Source organism: Paenibacillus sp. FSL H8-0122 (assembly GCF_038005345.1).
Taxonomy (GTDB): Bacteria; Bacillota; Bacilli; order Paenibacillales; family Paenibacillaceae; genus Paenibacillus_AQ.
Genome location: NZ_JBBOTB010000001.1, coordinates 6456041 through 6476708 on the forward strand (window position 1 = coordinate 6456041; position 20668 = coordinate 6476708).

Here is a 20668-nt window from a genome sequence, read left to right on the forward strand (position 1 = left end):
CACCCATATTATTATCCTAGAAGCGTCTTGACCATCAATCTGCGTTTTCTTGCAGGAATCTGGCGTTTTGTTTCATTTTAGCTCTTTCTGCGGCTAAACAGGTACGCGAACAAGACTGCCGGGAGCTTCCCGGCAGCCTGCCTTGACATTTTATAACCTCGGATCGATCTCCTTCTCCTTCGTCACCTCGAACAACAGGTTCGCGGCAATCTGCTTGTAGGTGCTGTTGTCGGCCGAGATCTCCTCCAGCTTAATCTCCAGCATTTGCTTACCCAGCCGGTACTCGGCAAGGGATGTCCGCAGCTTGGGTGTGATGTTCTTCTGCTTCATCAGCTTGGAATACTTGTGCGGGAATCTGTAGTCGTAGCCGTAAATAATGGACAGGTACCCCGGATTACGGACCTTCAGGTAAGGGACCACTCCCGGTTGCTCTTGCTCCGGCTTGATCACGATCCCCTCCATCTTCTGCTCAACGGTAATGGCAGCGAAATATTCCTCTGCCCGGCTGTAAGCCTCCGGCTCCTGCAGGTCCAGCACCAGGATCTCATCGTCATTCAGGAAGCGGTACTGCTCCGAGGTTAATCCTTCAGGCAGCCGTTCCTCTCCGCTCTCCAGCACTTCCTTCAATATGGCAAACGGCTTATACGCAAGCTCCGCATCCCCCGCATACAGCTCCAGCTGCTGCTTATACACCCGGTACGCTTCGTCCCGCTGGTCAAGCCCCACATAGGCATCCCGGATGCTGCGGACATGCTTATACGTCTGGTACACATGAGCGCCGTAGCTGGTGTTAAGCGCCTCTTTGGTCAGATGATGCTGGTCCTGCTCGAACCCGCTGGCTTCATACTCCCGGATCAGCTCGCCGAGCGACTCCTCGAACCCGTGCTCTCTCAGGAATGCAAGCTCGTTCTCCAGTGCCCGCCCAATCGGCTGGAACTGCCGTTCAATCAGCCCTTCCCCCAGCGCCTTCCAGGGCAAAAGCTCCCCGTCCAGCAGCAGCACTCGGATGTCTTGCTCCTCCATATACGCCCCGAACCGGTCCAGCAGACCTTGATAGACCGGCGTCAGATCTACAGCCTTGACCTTATAACCGTTGCGGCTAACTGCATAGCAATGCTCTACGTCCCGGTACAGATACACTGTGCAGCGCGAGCCCATATACTTGGGCTGAAGGACCACCTCATACACCCCGCGTCCGGCGTAATAATCCAGACCCTTACGCAGCGACTCCAGCTCGCCTGCTACTTCATCCTTATCCGCAGGCGACATCGTCCCGGAGATGAAGTTAACCTTATTCTGCGAGGAATAGTGCAGTCTGCGCATGGACTCCGCATCCAGCTCCTCCACGGAGACCGTGCTCACTTCGCGGAACAGGACAGGCAAATCTTCCTGCAATAGCTGCTGCCGGGATCTATGGCTTTTGTAGAACGGCTTGAAGGTTATATGGACAGAAGTCAGCCCGTTCCCATGCACCGCCCCCGTATCCAGATGTAATTTGTTCTTGATCCGGAACGTCTGCTTGGCGGCAATATGTCCGAACAGATGAAACGGATGATTACCCTCCGCCTCCTCCTTCAGGAATTCCAACTGCTGCTCATACGCAGACTCACGGTCCAGCCGGAAGTTGCGCTGATGGCGCTGCGAATTCGTATCCAGCTTCCCGACATACTTATTGCGGCAAGGGGCATGCGTCACATAGAAGGAAGGCCCCCGATTCCCGATATAACGGTAAAAGGGCTTCGCCCGCTCCACCAGCACGGAGAATTGACGGAACAGCTCCTCGTCCTCCTGTAATACCTGAGTGGAATCGAAATAGGTTCTCAGCAGCTCCGGCTCGGTCCCCTTGATCTCCCCGCGCAGGTACTTGTAGACGAAATTCTCATGGTTACCCATTACGAACAGGAAATGCTCCTGATTGCTATACAAGAACTCGATGATCTCCCGAGTCTGCTTGCCTTTATCGATCCAGTCGCCCGCCAGGATGATCCGTGTATTCTTCAGCTTATCCGTGGCGCTTAGCTTCCCTTCTTCAATCCGGTAGCCGTAGCTGCGCAGCAGCCCTTGCAGCTCTTGAACACACTCGTGTACGTCCCCGACCACAATGTATTCCTGCTCCTGCGGAAGCACCGCAGCGGCATACGCCTCCCAGTCCTGAATGTGCACCCGGTAATCCGGGTTCGGCCGCTTTTCCCCCGAATCATCGGTACCTTCCAGACCTTCCAGCAGAAAATCCTTCGCCCGCACCTTATGAATGCTATGGTAGCCCTCACGGGACAACACAGGCAGCACTTCGCGGCGCAGCCGGTTCAGGTGGCCCGAGATCAGCTTCTTCGAGCGCTCCGAGGCATAATAATCCTCCCGCTTACGGTAATCGAACAGAATGACCTCCAGATTATACTGGTTCTCCTGGGCAATCGCCCGCACCTTGCTGCGGTAATCCTCGGCGAGACCAATCGTATCCATAATGACAAACTCTGCATTAATCGGCCAGGAGGTGACCCGCTTCAGCCGCTCGAACAACAGCGCGAACGTATGCGAGCTGGCCTCCAGCATCACCTGGTCATATTTATCGTAATCGTAGCCCAAGATCTCCTGACGGATCAGGTCCGAGGAGAGGTACTGCACATTCGTGCGCAGACCTGTAGCGCTGTCCGCAGCCTTAAGCTGTGGAATCAGCACTTCCTTGGCAAAAGTAGACTTCCCGCACTCCGTCGCGCCCACCAGCATGAATATCGTGTGTACCTTCGTCTGAATGTCCATGGTCTAACCCTCCTGTCTGCGCACAATCGCGCTCTGCGTGGTACGAATGTCGCCCACCCGGTCACCCACGAGCGAGAATTCAGCTTCCACGCCCAGCCCTTGCAGTGTGGCGGTCAGCCACTCTTCGAACGCCGCCTGACCCTTTTCCCACTTGTGATCCTCGTGCCGGAAGCCTTCCAGCTCATAGTAAGGATTGAAATCCGCATTCGGCGTGGTCACAATCAGCTGTCCAAAGTCCACATGGCGGATGATCTGCCGGATCAGCGCAGCCGCTTCCGTCTCACTCATATGCTCCACAACCTCAGTCAGTATGATATCCACCAGCTCTCCGTTGTACAGCTCCAGGAAATGCTCCAGCGAGCGGAAGGTTACGATGTTATCGAGCTCCTTGGCCTTTGCCTTCCGGTTCACGACCTCCAGCAGCTCCTCGTTGATGTCCACCGCATAATAAGCGCCTTCAATCTTCCCGGCATACGGAATGGCGTAAAAGCCTTCCCCGCAGCCGATATCCAGAATGGGCTTATCGAACGGAAGCACACCTGAGATGAACGTTCGCCGCTGCATCGCCGTACTGCCATATTCCAGACCGATCGGATACAGCTCCGTTTGCTCGACCGCCGCCTTGTACCGCTTGAACTGCTCCCGGGTCTTCAGGAGATTCCGGGCGAACAGGCTGCGGATATAGAAGGGGGCGTCCATCACGTTCAGACTGCGGATATATTTGTCCAGAATCCGGTCCGAAATATCGATATATTCATCCCCGAAGATCGATAAGAATAAGGACAGCACACTGACCACATGCAGGAGGTGGTATAAGCTTAGCTGCGTAGTAATGGTCAGGGAATAGCTCTTATGCGCCTGATGCTCCAGATTGAACGTATAATCCTTCAGATGCTGCTCGAAGAACCGGATGTAATGCAGCCGCTCCACATGAATCATCTGGATGGTAAAAGAGTGCTCAAACCCCTCCGCATCCCGCTCATCCCGCGCCTTGAACGGGGTAGAGAAGAACTCATTCACCGCATTCAGCGGGAATAACGGGGTGTTATAGCGGGAGACATTGAGATACTCGAAGCTCTCGCCTTCGTTCTTTTTATAGGAGACCTCATTATCAGCATCCTTGAAATACACATTATAAGTGGCCTCATCCGAATACCAGCCGTAAGCGATACCCTGGCGGACCGGGCGAAGCTGCATGCCGCTCTGCGGATTCTTGCGGATGATGAAGCTCAGCTGCGGGTTCGTTGATCTCAGTTGTACAATAGCCATGATTGTCTTCCTCCTGTCGGTCGTTCATTATCAGCAAAACCTAACTTAAAGCTTAGTCGTCACTTCGGTGAAGTTTTGGACTTCCGGCCGCTGTTATGGTTGGATTTCCTGATTTAGACGCCAATGGCGGTAGAAATCCAACCATAAAGGGCGGTCGCTATCGCTCCTACAGTTCCAAAATTCCCCTTCGATCCTTTTCACTTTTAGTTTAAATTTAAATTCAACCCCCACACTTCCTGCAAGGCCTCCCGGAACAAGGCATCAAGCTGCCCGTCCCTATTATCCGTCTTAGCACTCAGGTATGCCGCCGCGATCTGCTCCAGCACCTTCAGCTGCTCCTCCAGATACTCGTTAATCGCACTCAGCCGTGGCTCCAGGTCCAACTCTTCTCCCGACCGCTTCCGGGCCAGCAGTTGCTGCACAACCTGCCACAGCTCACTGTCCCTTGGAATCAGCCGGTCTACCAGCAATTCGAATGCCATCGGCGGCATCTCCCCGTACCGGCGAATCCACTCGCAGGCCAGCACCGGGCGCAGCACGTAGAAATACTTTTTGATCTTGACCTGCGCCCCTTGAAGATAATCCCGGTAGTTGCCCTTGGCCATGTTCAAGTAATGGTACATACAGGATTGCGGCGAGAAAGTATACGGCGAGATCCCTCTAAGCTGCTCTGCTACACTGAATTTCTCAGCATACTGTATTGGAGATTGCAGCCACTCCAGCAGCGGCGGGTTGGATTTACGGAACAGCTTCAGCGCTTTGCGCAGATCCCAGCCGCTAATATCCAGCATATTGTTAATGGGACGCTCTATGACATCCCGCTGGTCAAAGATCGATAAATACCACTCCGGCTTATGCAGATAAATGAACCGCACATCATAATCGCTGTCCTGTGAGGGGAATCCCCACGCACGGCTGCCGGACTCACAGGCATAGAGGATCGTCACTTGCTCCTCTTGTTCAATCTGCTTCAATTGCTCATGAATGAGCGTATTGATAGGGTTCATGCCATCCCTCCGTTCCAAGTCGGCTTCACTGGCCTTATCTTCCCTCATTTTGCCAAGGGTGAACAGGGTGAAAGTATGGCAGCAGGCAAAAAACCTTCCCTTTCAAGCAACTCTGGTGCTTAATAGAGGTATTAACTATTACAACTCATGAACGCGTTACAGGCTGGAGGTATACATATGGCCAAGGAAAGCTTCGATAAAGAAATCCAGTTTCTCCGTATGCTGTCACTAGCCGGGGGAGCTTACAGCAGGCAGCAATTCGCCGAGCGGCTCGGCATTTCCGTACATACCTATGACAAAACGCTGCGCAATCTCAAAGAGATGGTGACCGTCCTGCAGCAGGATCTGACTACAGAACAGGGCACCGAGCTATCTGAATGGCTCCGCTACAATTACTATGAATCGGCCGATCCGCTGCTCCTGTTCCTGTTCCGGGCGAAATCGCTGAAGGAGACGGAGAGCATCCGGCTGACGCTGCTGTTAACCGCACTTCAGAGCGAAGAACTGACGGCCAAGGAACTGCATGACGGCTGTTGTGACCAGATGCCCGCCGATTCACCGCTGCCGGACGAGAAGACCATCCGGGGAGACCTGAAATACCTGGAGGACGTCGGCGTGATTGTAAGGGTGAATGAGAAGCGTCCCTACCGGTACAAGGCAGCCAACGAACTGCTGGACCAGCTTACGGATGACGAGCTGCTCGACCTGTTCGATTATGTAGATGTCATTGCCAATACGCAGATTCCTTCTGTCCAGGGTTACCTCCTGCGTGACACCTTGAAGAAGGCACTGCGGTTACGGGGCATTCTCCCCGAAGCCACGGAGACCCACCGGTACAAATATCATTACCATTCACGGATTCTGGATGAGGCTCATCTCTATACGATCCACGGGGCGATCCAGCAGCGGCGGAGAATCAAATTCCTCTATCTGTCGCCCAAAAAAGGCATGAACTACACCTCCCAGAACACCAATCCCCTCTTCGAGCGGGAATCGGCAGGGATTACGGACAGTCTGCTTCCGCTGCGTGTCGTCTACGATCATCAGTATGGGCGCTGGTATCTGATCGGCTATCACAGCCGGACCGGGATTAAGAAATTACGGATGGACGGCCTGACCCAGGTTGAAGAGGGCGAGCCTGTAGAAGAAGAGGAGTTTGCGCAGAGACTTCAGCAATTAGAGGCTCTGTTGGAGTATAGCTGGGTAACAGATACCAACCGTGCGGTGAAGGTCGCCGTCCGGTTCTATAACCCCAGCCGGTCCGGGGCCAACTTCATCCGGGAGCGGGTCGAGGCGCAGGGGCAGTGGGGAACCATTACGGAGGAATCCGATACGACCTTCCTGTACGAGATTACGGTGAACGAGATCTTTGAAATCAAGCCGTGGCTGCGGAGCTTCGGCTCCAGCTGCGAGATTCTGGAGCCCCGCTGGCTGCGCAAGCAGTTCATGGAGGAATGGAAGGAGATTAAGAGCTACTATGAATCCCTTTGAGAAAATATTTAACTTCCAGATCATCTCCCGCCTGGAAGAGGCCGGCTCCCTGGCGCTAACCTCACAGGAGCGTTCCTGGCTGAAGACGATGCTGGGGCATCCGGCGGCGGCTGAAGCTTTTTCAACCGAAACCTTACGTAAACTGAATTCCCTGCTAGAGGCCGAAGCTTCTATTGAGGTAGGAGAGATTATCATCGAGAAGGCCCGCAGCAAGGAGCGTCAGGTCTATCATCCGCTGCTCCGCCCCCTACGCCGCATCATCATGCAGAATCAGGGAATTCAGCTCACGTATGCGATCAAGCATGGCGGGGAACGGACAGACCCGTCCGGCTTCCCTCACAAGCTGGAGTACAATATGTATAAGCGGGAGTGGTACTTGCAGTGGTATAGCACCCGGCAGCGCTCGCTCATGTCCACGAAGCTGCGGAACATTGTGTCTGCCGATCCCGCTCCCATCCCCGCCCACCGGATCGACGGCCTTAAGGCCCGGATCGCCCGCTTACTAGACGGTCTGAAGGAATCCGCCTGCATTCAGGTCATTCCTGTCTACAATGCCGAGCTGTCGCGGATCTTGTCCACGTTCTCCTGCTTCGATAAGTCAGTGGCCTTCGATGAAGCTACCGGAATCTACCACATCACCGTCCACTACATGAGGGACGACAGCGAGTTCCTGCTCTCCCGCATCCGCTTCCTCGGCCTGCGCGTGAAGATCACCCAGGGCGAGCAGCTGAAGCAGCGCATGCTGAAGTCGGCGGAGATGGCGGTTGGGCGGTATGGGGAGGGATAATGAAAAGGGGGAAATTGAAGATCCCGATAAGCATTATTTTCAGCTCGATTGAATAATCTCATCCAGCAGCTTCCGGATCTTCTGCTCCTCTAAGCTTTCATTGGTTGCAAATCTTTTCAGCTTCAATCCATAGGTCTTAAAAATATTATTTTTCATTTTATCCTTCTCTACTTGTTCCGGTTTATTTTCATGAAACTCAAATCCATCCACCTCAATAGCTAGTGCTGCTGTCATATCCAGTTTATGATAAATGACAAAATCGACAGAAGCCCGGTTTTTGATGTATTGCCGCTCCTGATCTGTCAATTTATCTACACTTCTAAGCAAATTCTTAAGAAGAATCTGATTTCCAAGTGTAAATCCGCTATAAGCAGGTTCTTGTAAGAGATCCGTAAGCAATGCCTCCATTAAGTTTTCCGATTGGAACCTGGATCTTTTAAAGTGCTTAGCTCGTTCTCTAAGTGCATGGAGCTTCACTGCGTATTCTTTATACATTAGATCAAATATAGAAACAATTTCGCTCTCAACCACATTCTCATCAAGTGTGCTATATTCCATATAACGTGTGAGGTCACCAATTTCATTACCATATTTCCGAAACAGGGCATGATCGGTCACCAGAATGAACTTATTTTGCGCACGGGAGACAGCCACATTAATCATGCAAGGATTATTGACAAATTTCATACCAGTTTTGCCGGAACGGGTCTGGTCCAACACGGTTGACATAATCATAATAGGCTTCTCACGGCCTTGATATTTATGTATGGTGTCGCTCTCTATATCATCAGTAAACTGTCCGGCTGCCTTCTCTACCTGTTTCCGGTATGGTGTGACGAAACCAATATCTGTTTGCCCGACTGCCACTTCCTCCAAACCCGCAAGAATCTCCCCTTCAATGACGTCCAGTTCCCGCTGGTTGAACTTCCCTTTGCCTTCTCCCCGAGTAACTTCCCTCAAGTGATTGCCTGGTGAAGTCTTGTAAATTAGCAATGGCAGATCCGTCTCTTCTTGAGCCGTGTAAGTGATTAGATCACCGTTATAATACTTCTGATTGCAGAACTGAATGATCTGGGGATGACAGCGGTAGTGCTCTTTAAGCATCACTTTGGGAATATTGTCACCGTATAAAGCAAGCATGGATGACAATAGATTTTGTTCAAAATAATTAAAGGCTTCGTCAATGCCAGCGGAATCTGCATTTCCAACCAGTTGCTGGATCTCCATAGTCACAATTTGTGGCAATTGCTTGGTATCACCAACAATAATTGCCCGCTTGCAACAGGATAGAGCAAGTGCGCCTGTGATCAAATCCACTTGGGATGCTTCGTCAATGATGACATAGTCAAATAAATCATTCTCTGGAATACAGTTGCGTAAAGAATGGGTCGTGCTTAATACAATTGGATAATAGTTGATAAATGTTTTAAAATTCTTGCTCTGCCGATAATCTTTCACACTACATTTAACACTTGGAAGATTAAGATACTTCTCATGCAGTTTATGACGAAAAAGCTGTGCAGAGCACTGCTGATGTTCATCCAACAGGGGTAAATAGAATGCGGACTCAAGATCTTGTTCAATCTGTTCAATACGGCTCGACAGTTCTTTAATCCGCAGATTATAAAACTTCCGCTGAACATTCAGAATTACATCTGCACCCTGTTCTCTCAAGTATTTAAAGTCAGTGAACCCATGTTTAAAAAACAGCTTGAACTTGTACAGTAAGCCCGCTTCTTTTCCCTTCCTCACTGCAAGATGGCTATCCTTCATGAATTCTAGCATCCGCTCCGGTGTCTCCCGGTAAAATGACAGCCTATCAAGAGATTCAATCTCCTGATCAGCGTAATAATTCTCAAAATGCTTTTGCTCCAGTACATACGCTGATAACTGTTGCTTCAATCTTGCCTTCTCTACATCTAACTCCATTAGCCGGGTAATACGGCCATCCAGCTCTTGTACTTTAGACAGAAGCTCTTTTTCCGGTATCTCACTTTCCCAGCCCGCAACCTCCGCAATAGGCAGATTAGCAAAGAAACGTTTTTTGTTCTTTGTATTCCCCAGCGATGCTGCCAAAAATGAATATCCCGCCGCCTCCAGCTTATCGCGTACATTCTGAACTGCTGCATTATTCCCCGAGACCACAGCCACTTTCTTCTGCTGCATGACCGCCAAATTAGCTAATATATTGAGAATCGTCTGAGTTTTGCCTGTGCCCGGGGGCCCTTCAATGATACTAATTTTACTGCGCAACGCTTGGTCTAATGCTGTTTTTTGACTCAGGTTGTAACGAAAGGGAAAGATCGGCTTTATCTCAGTAGAAGCATCTATACTCACCGGAGAGCTATTAACATAATGACTCAATACACTCTCTGGATGCACAAAGTTGAGCTTTGCGAACTGCTTTTTCAGAAAATCTTTCGTTTCTGACTGCTCTTCTGAGCTTCTGAGATGAAGCGAAATGGAACGCCAATACTCCATGACCTTTAGGGCATCGGAGGTCTTAACGCCGCTATTTTCAATTCGGACATTCTGTGATTCATACACGCGTTTGGTCCCATCTTTAAAAAAGATACAGATCCTAGGCCCAAAATCGAGTACTCTCATCACATTATTCAGAGGATTATCCTGATGAAAGATCACCTGCTCTTTAGCAATTGCTATAGCAGTAGGATTACTGAGGAATATTACATCACTTGTACGAAAGTTATAGAGAGTTGAATAATTGTGAAACGTCACTTGTATATTGGTACCCCGTTGTGTATATGAAGCGATATCTGCGGTGCGTTCCTTATTTTTTATGAACAATAAATACTTTTCTTCATCCATAGCGTTTCCTTCTATATTTGCGTATTTGAATTCGGTATGTAGAAAATTCGATGGATTGGAATCATATTCCTTCAATGGTATATAAATAGCCTGAGGCGCACCAAAAAAAGACACCTTATATGGTGTCCAAAGAAAAACTATACCTCGACTAGCACCTCGATCATCATCGTCGTCCCGGTCTTGAACCCGGATACAAATGCAGCCGCCATATCCATTCCCTGCACCTGTGAATACAGATCCAATAATGCCTCCAGCTCCGCGAACTCATCCGGTGACAGCCTCCGTCTCCAAGCCTCAAGAGAATCAGTAATCTGCCTGTTGAGCGGGCGGTAATCAGGGTCTTTGGAGACAATATCCTCATTCGGGAACAAACTGCCATGATATAGCGATTCTAGAATGTTGGGCATCGGGGCCTCCTCTCTAAAACATTTAAGGGGAATACGCTTATACGTACCAACCACGAGATTATTATACGGTACGCTTATGCGTATAGTCAATGCGAATATTCAGGATAAGCGAGGGATTCCAATGGGAAAGATAATAGTAGTGAAAATATCAGAATTAACCAAAAAACATAAGATTTCAATGCGGGAGTTATCCAGACTATCCGATGTCCGCCATGCCGCATTAAGCGAATTAGCCAATGGGAAGAGAGAAAGCATTAGCTTCAGTCATATCGTTAGAATTGCAGAAGCTTTAAATATTGAGGACATAAGGGAGATTATCGACTTGACTGACAGTAAAGAAAAGAATTGATTTAGTTACCTGTCCCTGCGTCTCCGTATCGAAGGCACCTCTTCATAACAAGCTTTTAGATGATGATCCAGACCCCATATTGTTATAGAACCGATAGCAGGAACATTCTTGTTCTTCTTGTATACTTGGATGATGTATAGACCACCCACGCCAATTAACGTAATAGGCTGGGGGCTCGTCATTTCAGTTTTCAAGGATAAATTCGGCCATCTGCTGAATTGCATCATAAATTAAGGGGAATCACGGTTAATTACGTAATTAACTTTGATAAATTGTTAAAACTCACTCTTTGTGGGAATCATATTTCTGATAGAATTAGTCTAAAGAATAGTGAGCGGAGTATATTGTGAAAAGGGGTGTTTATGTGGCAACTGCAGATCAAATAAAAATGCTTATTGAGGCGCATGTATTAAAGAATGACGATAGGTTTAAAACTTTAGTACTTCAATTAGCAGCGTATGAAGCCAAATTAGGACACACCTCATTTGCAAGGGAAATAAGGGAGTTACTAAATAAAAATCGGAATGAAGATGTGAAAATAATTCATTTCAGTAAAGAAATTAGTGAACTAATAGGAATTACATATAGTGACCAGAGAATTGCTGAGTTGGTTGTTGCAAACGACATTAAAGATCGAATTAAACGTATTTTAAAAGAATATCAGATGCGAGAAAAATTGCGCAAATATCATTTGAGTAATAGAAGAAAGATTCTTTTAGAGGGACCTCCAGGTACAGGTAAGACGATGACAGCATCTGTAATTTCAACTGAAATAGGTCTTCCACTATGTACGATAAAAATGGACAAATTGATGACTAAATTTATGGGGGAAACTGGGGTTAAGTTAAGAGGTATTTTTGATGCAATCAAGGAAAAACCTGCAGTTTATTTTTTTGATGAGTTTGACGCAATTGGTGCGGATCGAAGCAAAGAAAATGATGTTGGAGAAATCAGAAGAATACTTAACCTTTTTTTACAGTTTATTGAGCAAGATGATTCTGAAAGCATAATTATTGCGGCTACAAATAATTCAAAGCAATTGGATCCTGCTCTATTTCGAAGGTTCGATGATGTTATTCACTATTTGTTACCCGATGAACTTCAGATTCCAAGTTTAATAATCAACAGATTAGGACAATTCTCTTCTAATCAGATCTACGATTTCATGGATAATATTGTAGATGCTGCCAAGTCGTTAAGCCATGCAGAGTTATCAAAAGCTTGTGACGATGCGATTAAGGCAACCATTATGTCTGATAATAAAATTGTACAAGGGGAATTACTTTTGCAAATGATTAGAGAAAAGATTGGAGCATATTCATAGGAGGAATTTTAATGGCTAACGAAAGGTTTGGTCATTTTTATATCGACGCCGTTGAATCACACAAATATAAAGGCAAAGGTCAAGGCGTTTCAAACTATCCATTGAGAAATAGGGAAACACATAGTGAAAAGTTATTAAAACAGTTTGATCATCTTTGGAATGAAGACAGCGAAGCAGATAAAACAGTTGTCTCGGCAGTAACAAGAGATGGTGTTTATGTGGAATTTCATAATGCACCCGGGTATGATTTAAAATTTGAGAGTTTAGAAAGTAGAAGAGATGGTATAAGACTTCTAAATATTCGCGAGAAAAAAGTAAATGATAAAGTAGAGAAGTTTGCTACTGTATTTATTCCAAAAGATAAGCGACATGTTTTTCTCAAGAAGATTGAATCATATATGAATGAAGAAAAAGATACATCCAATGGGAGACCCAAAAATGCATCATTAATAGATGGGATAGAGGATATAAATCACGCTATCCTTGAGTCTTTCTGGTCTATTAATGAAATAAAATGGATACCTAATACCGTTAAGGTTTGGTGTGAAATTTGGCTTAGCAGTGAAACTGAGACAGTTTACGATAATTTTATTTTTGTTGCAAAGACACTCCTCGGACTTGAGATAAAGGATAATTCAATTGTTTTTCCCGAGCGAAGAGTTGTACTAGTTAATGCAGACCGAGAAGCGCTCCAAAATATACTATCTTTATGTAATGATATAGCTGAAATGAGAAGAGCATCTGAAGCAATCTCGTTCTTTATTGACATTGAAAATAGCGAACAAATTGAGTGGGCAACGGACCTATTAGATAGGTTGGAAATCTCAGAAGATACTAATGTATACATAAGTATTCTTGATACAGGGGTTAATAACGGTCATCTTCTTCTAAATCCGGTATTAAGAGATGAAGATTGTAAATCGTTTGATTTAAGCTGGACAAGCTCAGATATTGCTGGTCACGGTACTAATATGAGCGGAGTTGTTGCATATGGTGACTTGAAAGAAGCATTAATAGGTTTTGATAAAATCAAAATCAATCATAGGCTTGAATCATTAAAAATCATTCCTGATAAGGGGCAAAATCCCCCTGAATTATACGGTGATATTACAGGACAAATAATTAGCAACGCTATCATTGATAATCCCAATAGGCAAAGAATAATATGCATGGCAGTTACTGCTCCTAATTATCAATCAGAAGATGGGCGCCCTTCATCCTGGTCAGCTTCAATCGACGAACTCACGTCAGGGTATATTGATGATATCAAGAAATTATTTGTTATTTCAGCAGGCAATAATGATATTAGTAATGAGGCTGAATATCCTGATAGCAATTATACGAGTATAGTTCAAAATCCTGGACAATCATGGAATGCCCTTACAGTAGGAGCTTATACCGATCTCCATGCCCCATATGATAATTATAAGCCTTTAGCACCCAAAGGAGGATTATCACCATTTAGGAGTCAATTTCATAATTCAATTTGTTAAATAGCAAGATTAGGCCAAAATCTAAGGTCACATTTTTAAAAAATCAGGCGATTTGCTGGGAATTCCTCAACTGCTGGTTCAATTTGTCTAACGCAAACTTACTCAAATTGTACGCGAGCGTACTGAGCTGGAAATCGACACTTGCCCGGACACCGCGGTGGCGTGTGCGCTTCATCCCGAAATACTCTTTGAGATAGGCAAATACACGCTCAACGGCCGTACGCTTCTTGTACAGTGTTGTAAAACTTTCGCTCCCTCTGGCGGGATAGGTGTGTAAACGCAAATCCGTTTGGATTCGAATTTTAAACACTTTTTGGCATTCGGTACCGGAAAGCGTACAGCCGTTGCATTCACTAGGCCGGGTGTACTTCAGGGTCTCATATTTGGCATCAAAACTGTCGTAACGGTACGCATGCCCTTGAGCGCACACCGGCGTGTAATCCAGATTCATTCCCGCAGGCGGGTCTTTGTGGTGAATCAGGGAAATCGCAGGATAGGCGCCGAGCGAATGAATCAACTGGTAGACCGCCGCGCAATCGTACCCCTTGTCGCCCAAGATATGCTTGACCTTTAGCATCGGAAACTTCAGGAGCAGGCCTTTGAGAAGGACGACCGCCATACGCTGGTCATTCGGATTGGCCGAACTAAAGAGGCCGCTGAGGATATACTGGCTGTCCGTGTCGACCAGCAGATTCGCCTTGAACCCGTAATAGCTGGTCATTCGGCCCTTCGTATTTTTCTTGTCACAACGCGCAGCATGCCGGGGCAACGCGGTCAGTAGTTCATCGTACGGGTACGGCAACATCGCTTCAATGGTTTTCTGGAACGGTCCGAGACTTTGTTCATAGGCTTCCATTTCCTCGCGCCGACGTTCCTTTTCCGCCTGGGATGGACGGCCGGGCTTGCTATATCTGGGTTTCTTCAGCGGCTCGTTCGCCACCTTAGGCTCAGGCTCGGGATGTTCGAGCTGAATTTGCTCGGCCACCGAAGCTTCGCCTTCCTTTTGCCCCCGGCGAGCCGCACGACGCTTGGAGGCCGATTCGCTAAATTGGCAATCCCAAGCCTCGACCATGGAGGAATCCACAGCCAGATGGGTTCCGCTCACAAAGCCTTCTTCTAGGGCAGACGTGACTAGGCGATCCTGAAGTTGTTCCAGCATTCCCGTTTGCTCCAGCGCATGAATCAAACGGGAATAGGAGGCCTGACTTGGAATGTTATCCGAGCCGGTGAACCGGCACTGGACTCGAAATTCGTTGCTATGATTCAGTCGCCGGACCAGGGCAGAGACAAACTCGATGTTCTCCATTTTTGCAATCAGCAGCGAGTAGATCATGGCAGGTACGTTTAATTTTTCAGGCCGTCCGCGATGGTTCTTTTTCCCCAGTGCGAACAGAACTGGAGCTAAATGTAAGTGTTCAAAGATTTGGCTGTATTTATCTTCTGGACTCATTTGGAGCAATTCCTCGAAGGAAAACAGTTCTTCTTGTCGAATAGAATAGATGGGGATTACCTCTTTTCTTCTCGGGTGTTGGTTTCGTCGCCTATAACTTCGAGAATTTGGGGAGGTACTCCTTTTTCTATGCTCAAAAAAACCAGGTATAGCAAGGGTTTTGAATTATGAAATTGTCTCTTTAGCACAACCTCTTATGTTTGGGATAAGACTAAATGGCCAGTAAAACCGGATATTGTATTAGAAGGTGGAAATATGGTGGTGGATAGTTTTGGAGCATGGTCAGATGAAAATCATTCAGTTCTTACAACCTCTCATAAACTTCAAAGTGAACAATTTTCAGTATTTAATGCCACAAGCGCAGCAACTGCAAAAGCAGCTTGGATGGCCGCACTTATTCAAGAAAAATATCCTCAAGCATGGCCTGAAACAGTTAGGGGGATCCTAGTACATTCAGCAGACTGGACAGAAGGATTAAAAAAACAGTTACTATCTGGATCTGATAAAAAACATTATCATGATTTGATCAGAATGTGTGGATATGGAGTTCCTAATCTCGATATTGCATTAAATAGCCTTAAAAATAGTGTGAGTATGGTAATGCAGTCAACAATAGTACCTTTTAGTAAAAGCAAGGGTGCGGTCTCATTAAATGAAATGCACTTGTATGAATTGCCTTGGCCAAAAGAAGTTTTATTGAGTCTTGGTGAACTTGATGTAAAGTTGAGGGTAACATTATCTTATTTTATTGAGCCGAGTCCTGGCGAAGTAGGTTGGAAAAGTAGATACTCATACTCCTCTTGTGGCTTAAGGTTTGATATTAATGGCTCAGCTACACAAGAACAGTTTATTAAACGTATCAATCAAGCAGCCCGGGAAGAGGATGAAGGTAAGATTCAACAAAGTAGTATAAATTGGACAATAGGACCAAATGCTCGAAATAAAGGATCCATTCATAGTGATATCTGGGAAACTACTGCTTCAGAACTTGCAACAAGTAATATAATCGGTGTTTACCCAATAAGTGGATGGTGGGCAAAACGACCATGGTTAAATCGATGGAACAGAGAATTAAGATATTCTTTAATGGTAACGCTATCCACGCCAGCAACTAGCGTTGACTTATATACACCAATTGAAAACTTAGTAACAAATAAAATCGAAACTCAAGTTTAGTGATTGATTAACAATCATTATACTATTTTCAATTTGCAGCCAGATGCTTTATAAACTTCAGTAGTACTTTATTCTCTTTATTCTTCTTCAACGCCTTCACTAATTCGTCCCTGACTGTCAGATCGCCCAGATTACCTTTTGACAAAAGAATCGGTAAGGATTCCAAATCCGGCAAGGAATAGAATTTACTCGATCCGTCGTCAGGATCTCTGTAACACAAAACAACCCCGAACAATTCTTCTTTCGACAGAGCATTCAGCAAGGTTGGATTATGTGTAGTAATGATGACATCTATCTGTCTCTCTTTGGTTAGTCTGGATATCGTTTGGATCAGGCTCTTAATTCGGCTGGGGTGGATTCCGTTATCCACCTCTTCAATCACAATCATAGTATCAGGGTCTTCTGTAATAAGTGCAGCGAGAATGGCCACATATCTGAGCGTACCGTCTGAGAGACGTTTGGCCTCCACGAATTCCGAGCGGTTACCATACTTCTCCTTCAGGCAGAACATCACATCGCCAATGGAAGTCTCTATGAACCCAATATCCAGGATCTCATTCTCCGGCAGATCTTTTAAGGCGTTCAGCAGCTCTTGCTTGACCCCTTCATCCTTGCACAATTCATAAATCACTGAAGAAATATTATCCGCTGTAGGTCTTAGCTCATGGTCACTCATCCTTGAATAATCTCTCATGCGAACCGGTACGGGGTCTAAGAAAAGGATCTTCCCCAGACGTTCCAGTACCAGATTTATATAAGACACGTTCTTCTTGTTATTATCTGTAGTTGTAGGCATCTTGGACGATAGCTGCGATAGTACAGAGACAGAACGAATACAGGTCACTTCGGGATTTCTCCCCTTGCGCCCATTATTATATTCAACGTTAATGTCACTATAATCGTCAGGAGTATCTTTGGTCTGAAACACGGTTACTGGTCTGTCGCCGCTAGAGGATAGCTTCAACAAATGCTCGGCAAGCACAAAAACCCGATTGCTCACTTTGATCGTTATGGAATACTCCAAATCATACTCTTCATCAATATCCACCAGACATCCCAGGGTAAATGTATCTGTTCCAATTCTGGGACAGCCTACACTTCCGCCTCTGATCTCACTGTCCACATTCTTAGAGCCATCCAGAATAATAGATAAGTCTCTTCCTGAAGAGATCTCAGAGAGTATCTTCATCCCTTCAATCGCATTAGTTTTACCACCTGCATTAGTACCAATAACCGATGTTAATTTCTCAATTTCTAGAATAGATGAATCAAAGCTTTTAAAGCTCTGGAACGAAAAATTCTTCAGCATCTTCAACGCTCCCCTCACATGGAGTATTGCCCGTATACCCTTCATTATAGCAAATAATGATCATAGTAATACTCACTAGTGAGAGGCACAGTAGTACCTCTTCAACAGGACGGAAAAGACGGCCCATTCAGGCCGCCCTGGCTACTGCCAGCGGAGAAAGGTTCCTCCCCCTACTCCACCACCAAATAATACAAATTAGCCGTACTATCCTTTGTAATCGTATGCGCACCCGCCGCAAGGGAGACGGTGGCCACGCCGTTCGTTATGGGATAGCTTGTCCCATCCACCTTAATCTTGGTCCCTTCAGAGTTGAACACCAGCGTCAAAGTCGAGGCTTGGGCAGCGGTGAACTGGATGCGGGTGGCGCTCTCGATCTTCAGACATTGCGTTAAGGTCAGTCCGTTATAGGAGACCGTTCCCTTGCTGGTGGAGAGATTGCCTTGAATGGTAAAGAAGCTGCTCGAAGTCCCGGACGCTGTAAAATTGTGAACCGCCGCTCCCGGAGCAGGCGTTGACGTTGGCGCTGCTGTCGGCGCGGGAGTTGTTGTCGGCACCGGAGTCGCTGTTGGCACTGGAGTCGCTGTCGGCACAGGAGTCGCTGTCGGCACCGGAGTCGCTGTTGGCACTGGAGTCGCTGTCGGCACTGGAGTCGCTGTCGGCACAGGAGTCGCTGTCGGCACAGGAGTTACCGTTGGCACAGGCGTTGCTGCCGGAGTCGGCGATGGGCCTCCCGGGTTAGCGTTGCCTCCCACAGATACCAGCCCCGAGGTGTAGCTTCGAATGGCTGACATTAATGGTGCGTTGAGGGCATAGGCGGTGTCATCTACAGCGTTATTGAAGGCCCAGCTGAAATCGCCGCCCCCCTGGCGTCCCGCTCCCGCTGTAACTTTCTGCTCTACTGCGCTTACGTTATCGACAGCTGCTACGCTGACACCTGTATCGACCAGCGTATCGAAGTTGTTATATGCTGTTCCGCCGACAAGTGCTTTGTACAAGCCGGGAACGGCTTCGCTTCTCGATGAGGCCAGGTAAGCATCGTGGGAGGCTGCATTGGCTGGAGCCGTTCCGCTGTTGGAGTTCGCATAGATCAGACTCGCCGCACCCGTGATACTGTTGTTGTACGCTTTGATCATCCCGCCGTTTTCCCCGGAGAACGTGCCTTCGCCCAGAGCATCTGTCCCCTGAAGGGAGCTTAGCATCGGATATTTGGCATTGCGGAACACATTACTTTCCACGAAGGCCGAAGCACCGGTCGTCACGCCCACACCGTATTTTGACACGCCGTCATAGAAGTTATTATACACATGGACCGAGGCTACTCTGATCCGCGGGTGACGCGAGTCGGAATGATCGAACCAGTTGTGGTGCAAGGTGACGAAGAACTCTGCGGATTCGCTAAGTCCGACCAGAGCTGCTTTGCCGGAATCGAAGTAATGGTTGTACGAAATGGTGATATACGTGGAGCCTTTCTTGAGGTCCGTGGAGCCGTCGCCCTTGGCCTGGTCGGCATCACTCCCCGCCGATCCATATAAAATATCGTTATTATGCACCCACACATTCGCGTTGCCTGTATCCATGGAAATGCCGTCATCCGGGAATAACATCAGGCCAAGATTTCTCACCTCTACATTCCCTGCATATCTGAGCAGCAGCCCCCAGCCATAGGCATACGAATCTGTGCCGATCCCTTCAATCGTCAGATTCATCTCGGTGTAATTGCTCTTCCCCTTCACCTCCAGATAACCGCCGCTATTGAGCTGTCCGCTCAGATCAGCAGCCCTCACTTTTCCGATAAACCGGATCGCGAGCGGGGTGGTATCATAGCCTTTTTGCCGAAGCGAAAGAATGCCGCCAAGACCTACTCCCGTCTGCACTGTACCTGAGCTGCTGACCACTACGGGGAGCGTTACAGTCTGTGCATTCTGGGAGGTGACATACAGCACCTGTGCCCCGCTCTTCAGCGTTCCATTGTTAGTATAAGCGCCGGAGCCTGTACCATATGGAGATTGGGCTGAAAAAGCAAACCCGGACCGGTCATACGGCGCGGCGGCCAGCGTACCCGTCACTGCACTTGCCGTTCCCCCGCCTGACAGCACGGCTTCCACCTTCATAACATAGCTTCCGGCCGCAAGGCCTACGGCATCTGCTCTCCAGTAGGAGGCATATTTGCGGATCAATTCATTATGGAGCTGCTGATACTGGGAATCTGCGGCGCTCGCCGCTTTGATGAATACCTTATAGCCGGATGCATTACTGACAGGTGACCACTCCACATATGCAGCTTCATTTCCGCCTCCACTGCCTGTTACCGTAAGTCCTGCAGCGTGCACCACCGACGTTCCCCACCCGCTGAATAGTAGAGTGAGTGTAAGAGTGAACAACAGAGTCATACTGGTTACCTTCGCAACGATTCTTTTCATGAATTCGGCCTCCCGATTTAGGTTTGCTGGCACCCCGAGCATAGCAGAAGCCGAATTAGTGCTGAAACAATCATTTGCTCAGTTCTCCTGCGATTATGCACTATTATGAGAAAATGATTATTTTGCAGCGAAATGATAACTGTATTTAAAAAGACACCCGCCCGGGGTGCCTTGAACTGACGCTTCTTATCGATGACACAAAGGTCACTGAAACTTCGTATTAACGCGGATCTGGCTGCTTTTACTTTTGACCGCAGCCTTCTCCGGCTCCTGGTTCAAGCTCTGGCCGATGTCGGCAGCGTTCTTCTTGAAGGTCTCGGTCACAGTCTGAATGACCTCGCCCACATTGTGCGCAGATTCGAAGATCGGATCGATGGTCTTGATCTTCCCCTTCACATCCCGGGTGACCTGATTCGCCGTGTGAATGAGCTGAGTCGCCTCGCCCGTTAATCCATGAATCGCATTCCTCACCTCGCCCAGCGTCCGGTTAGTCTCGCCGAGGGTGGTCATTCCCTTGCGCAGCGTAAGGATCACGAATGCAACCAGACAGACAAAAGCAACCGCCGCCAAAGCAACACTAAGTTGGATAACCATATG

At 47.6% G+C, this 20668-nt stretch carries 14 protein-coding genes and 1 pseudogene; 6 read left to right on the top strand and 9 right to left on the bottom strand.

Annotation, left to right across the window (positions count from 1 at the left end):
- Nucleotides 1-150: 150 nt before the first annotated feature.
- The 3 genes from NSS64_RS27510 to NSS64_RS27520 all read right to left on the bottom strand — a co-directional run bounded on the left by NSS64_RS27510 (nt 151) and on the right by NSS64_RS27520 (nt 5036).
- Nucleotides 151-2760, bottom strand: coding sequence for a metallophosphoesterase (locus tag NSS64_RS27510; protein ID WP_341142229.1), 2610 nt, complete (start codon nt 2758-2760; stop codon nt 151-153).
- A gap of 3 nt (nt 2761-2763) precedes the next feature.
- Complete coding sequence (locus NSS64_RS27515) at nt 2764-4029, bottom strand: class I SAM-dependent methyltransferase (protein WP_341142230.1); 1266 nt, start codon at nt 4027-4029, stop codon at nt 2764-2766.
- A 203-nt stretch (nt 4030-4232) separates the two neighbouring features.
- Nucleotides 4233-5036 (bottom strand): nucleotidyltransferase domain-containing protein, encoded by an 804-nt coding sequence (locus tag NSS64_RS27520; protein ID WP_341142231.1) that lies wholly within the window; start codon nt 5034-5036, stop codon nt 4233-4235.
- A 177-nt stretch (nt 5037-5213) separates the two neighbouring features.
- Here NSS64_RS27520 and NSS64_RS27525 point away from each other — a divergent pair, with 177 nt between their 5' ends.
- On the top strand, nt 5214-6527 hold the full coding sequence (locus tag NSS64_RS27525) for a helix-turn-helix transcriptional regulator (protein ID WP_341142232.1): 1314 nt from the start codon (nt 5214-5216) through the stop codon (nt 6525-6527).
- Complete coding sequence (locus NSS64_RS27530; protein ID WP_341142233.1) at nt 6514-7314, top strand: WYL domain-containing protein; 801 nt, start codon at nt 6514-6516, stop codon at nt 7312-7314. Before NSS64_RS27525 ends, NSS64_RS27530 begins: the two co-directional genes overlap by 14 nt.
- 39 nt (nt 7315-7353) lie before the next feature.
- Here NSS64_RS27530 and NSS64_RS27535 read toward each other — a convergent pair whose 3' ends face one another.
- On the bottom strand, nt 7354-10143 hold the full coding sequence (locus NSS64_RS27535) for an AAA domain-containing protein (protein WP_341142234.1): 2790 nt from the start codon (nt 10141-10143) through the stop codon (nt 7354-7356).
- 137 nt (nt 10144-10280) lie between these two features.
- Nucleotides 10281-10550 carry a DUF6809 family protein gene (locus tag NSS64_RS27540; protein ID WP_341142235.1) on the bottom strand — a complete coding sequence of 90 codons (270 nt, stop codon included), beginning with the start codon at nt 10548-10550 and terminating at the stop codon, nt 10281-10283.
- A 121-nt stretch (nt 10551-10671) separates the two neighbouring features.
- Here NSS64_RS27540 and NSS64_RS27545 point away from each other — a divergent pair, with 121 nt between their 5' ends.
- The 3 genes from NSS64_RS27545 (at nt 10672) to NSS64_RS27555 (ending at nt 13716) form a co-directional block, all read left to right on the top strand.
- The gene (locus NSS64_RS27545) at nt 10672-10899 is read left to right on the top strand and encodes a helix-turn-helix domain-containing protein (protein WP_341142236.1); all 228 of its coding nucleotides are present in this window, start codon (nt 10672-10674) and stop codon (nt 10897-10899) included.
- A gap of 364 nt (nt 10900-11263) precedes the next feature.
- A complete protein-coding gene (locus NSS64_RS27550; RefSeq protein WP_076077175.1) occupies nt 11264-12223 on the top strand; it encodes an AAA family ATPase in 960 nt (319 codons plus the stop codon).
- Nucleotides 12224-12234: 11 nt separating this feature from the next.
- A complete protein-coding gene (locus NSS64_RS27555; protein WP_341142237.1) occupies nt 12235-13716 on the top strand; it encodes a S8 family peptidase in 1482 nt (493 codons plus the stop codon).
- Between the two features lie 43 nt (nt 13717-13759).
- Here NSS64_RS27555 and NSS64_RS27560 read toward each other — a convergent pair whose 3' ends face one another.
- Complete coding sequence (locus NSS64_RS27560) at nt 13760-15166, bottom strand: transposase (protein ID WP_341142238.1); 1407 nt, start codon at nt 15164-15166, stop codon at nt 13760-13762.
- Nucleotides 15167-15358: 192 nt separating this feature from the next.
- On the opposite strand from NSS64_RS27560, the pseudogene NSS64_RS27565 reads away from it, so the two are divergent.
- Nucleotides 15359-16342: pseudogene (locus NSS64_RS27565) on the top strand (S8 family serine peptidase); the annotation flags it as partial.
- Nucleotides 16343-16370: 28 nt separating this feature from the next.
- On the opposite strand, the gene NSS64_RS27570 reads toward NSS64_RS27565, so the two are convergent.
- The 3 genes from NSS64_RS27570 to NSS64_RS27580 form a co-directional block, all read right to left on the bottom strand.
- Complete coding sequence (locus tag NSS64_RS27570) at nt 16371-17651, bottom strand: AAA family ATPase (protein ID WP_341142239.1); 1281 nt, start codon at nt 17649-17651, stop codon at nt 16371-16373.
- Between the two features lie 170 nt (nt 17652-17821).
- Nucleotides 17822-20071: a pectate lyase family protein gene (locus tag NSS64_RS27575; protein WP_341142240.1), complete on the bottom strand. Its 2250-nt coding sequence runs from the start codon at nt 20069-20071 to the stop codon at nt 17822-17824.
- A gap of 204 nt (nt 20072-20275) precedes the next feature.
- Nucleotides 20276-20665 carry a DUF948 domain-containing protein gene (locus tag NSS64_RS27580; RefSeq protein ID WP_341142241.1) on the bottom strand — a complete coding sequence of 130 codons (390 nt, stop codon included), beginning with the start codon at nt 20663-20665 and terminating at the stop codon, nt 20276-20278.
- Between the last annotated feature and the right edge of the window lie 3 nt (nt 20666-20668).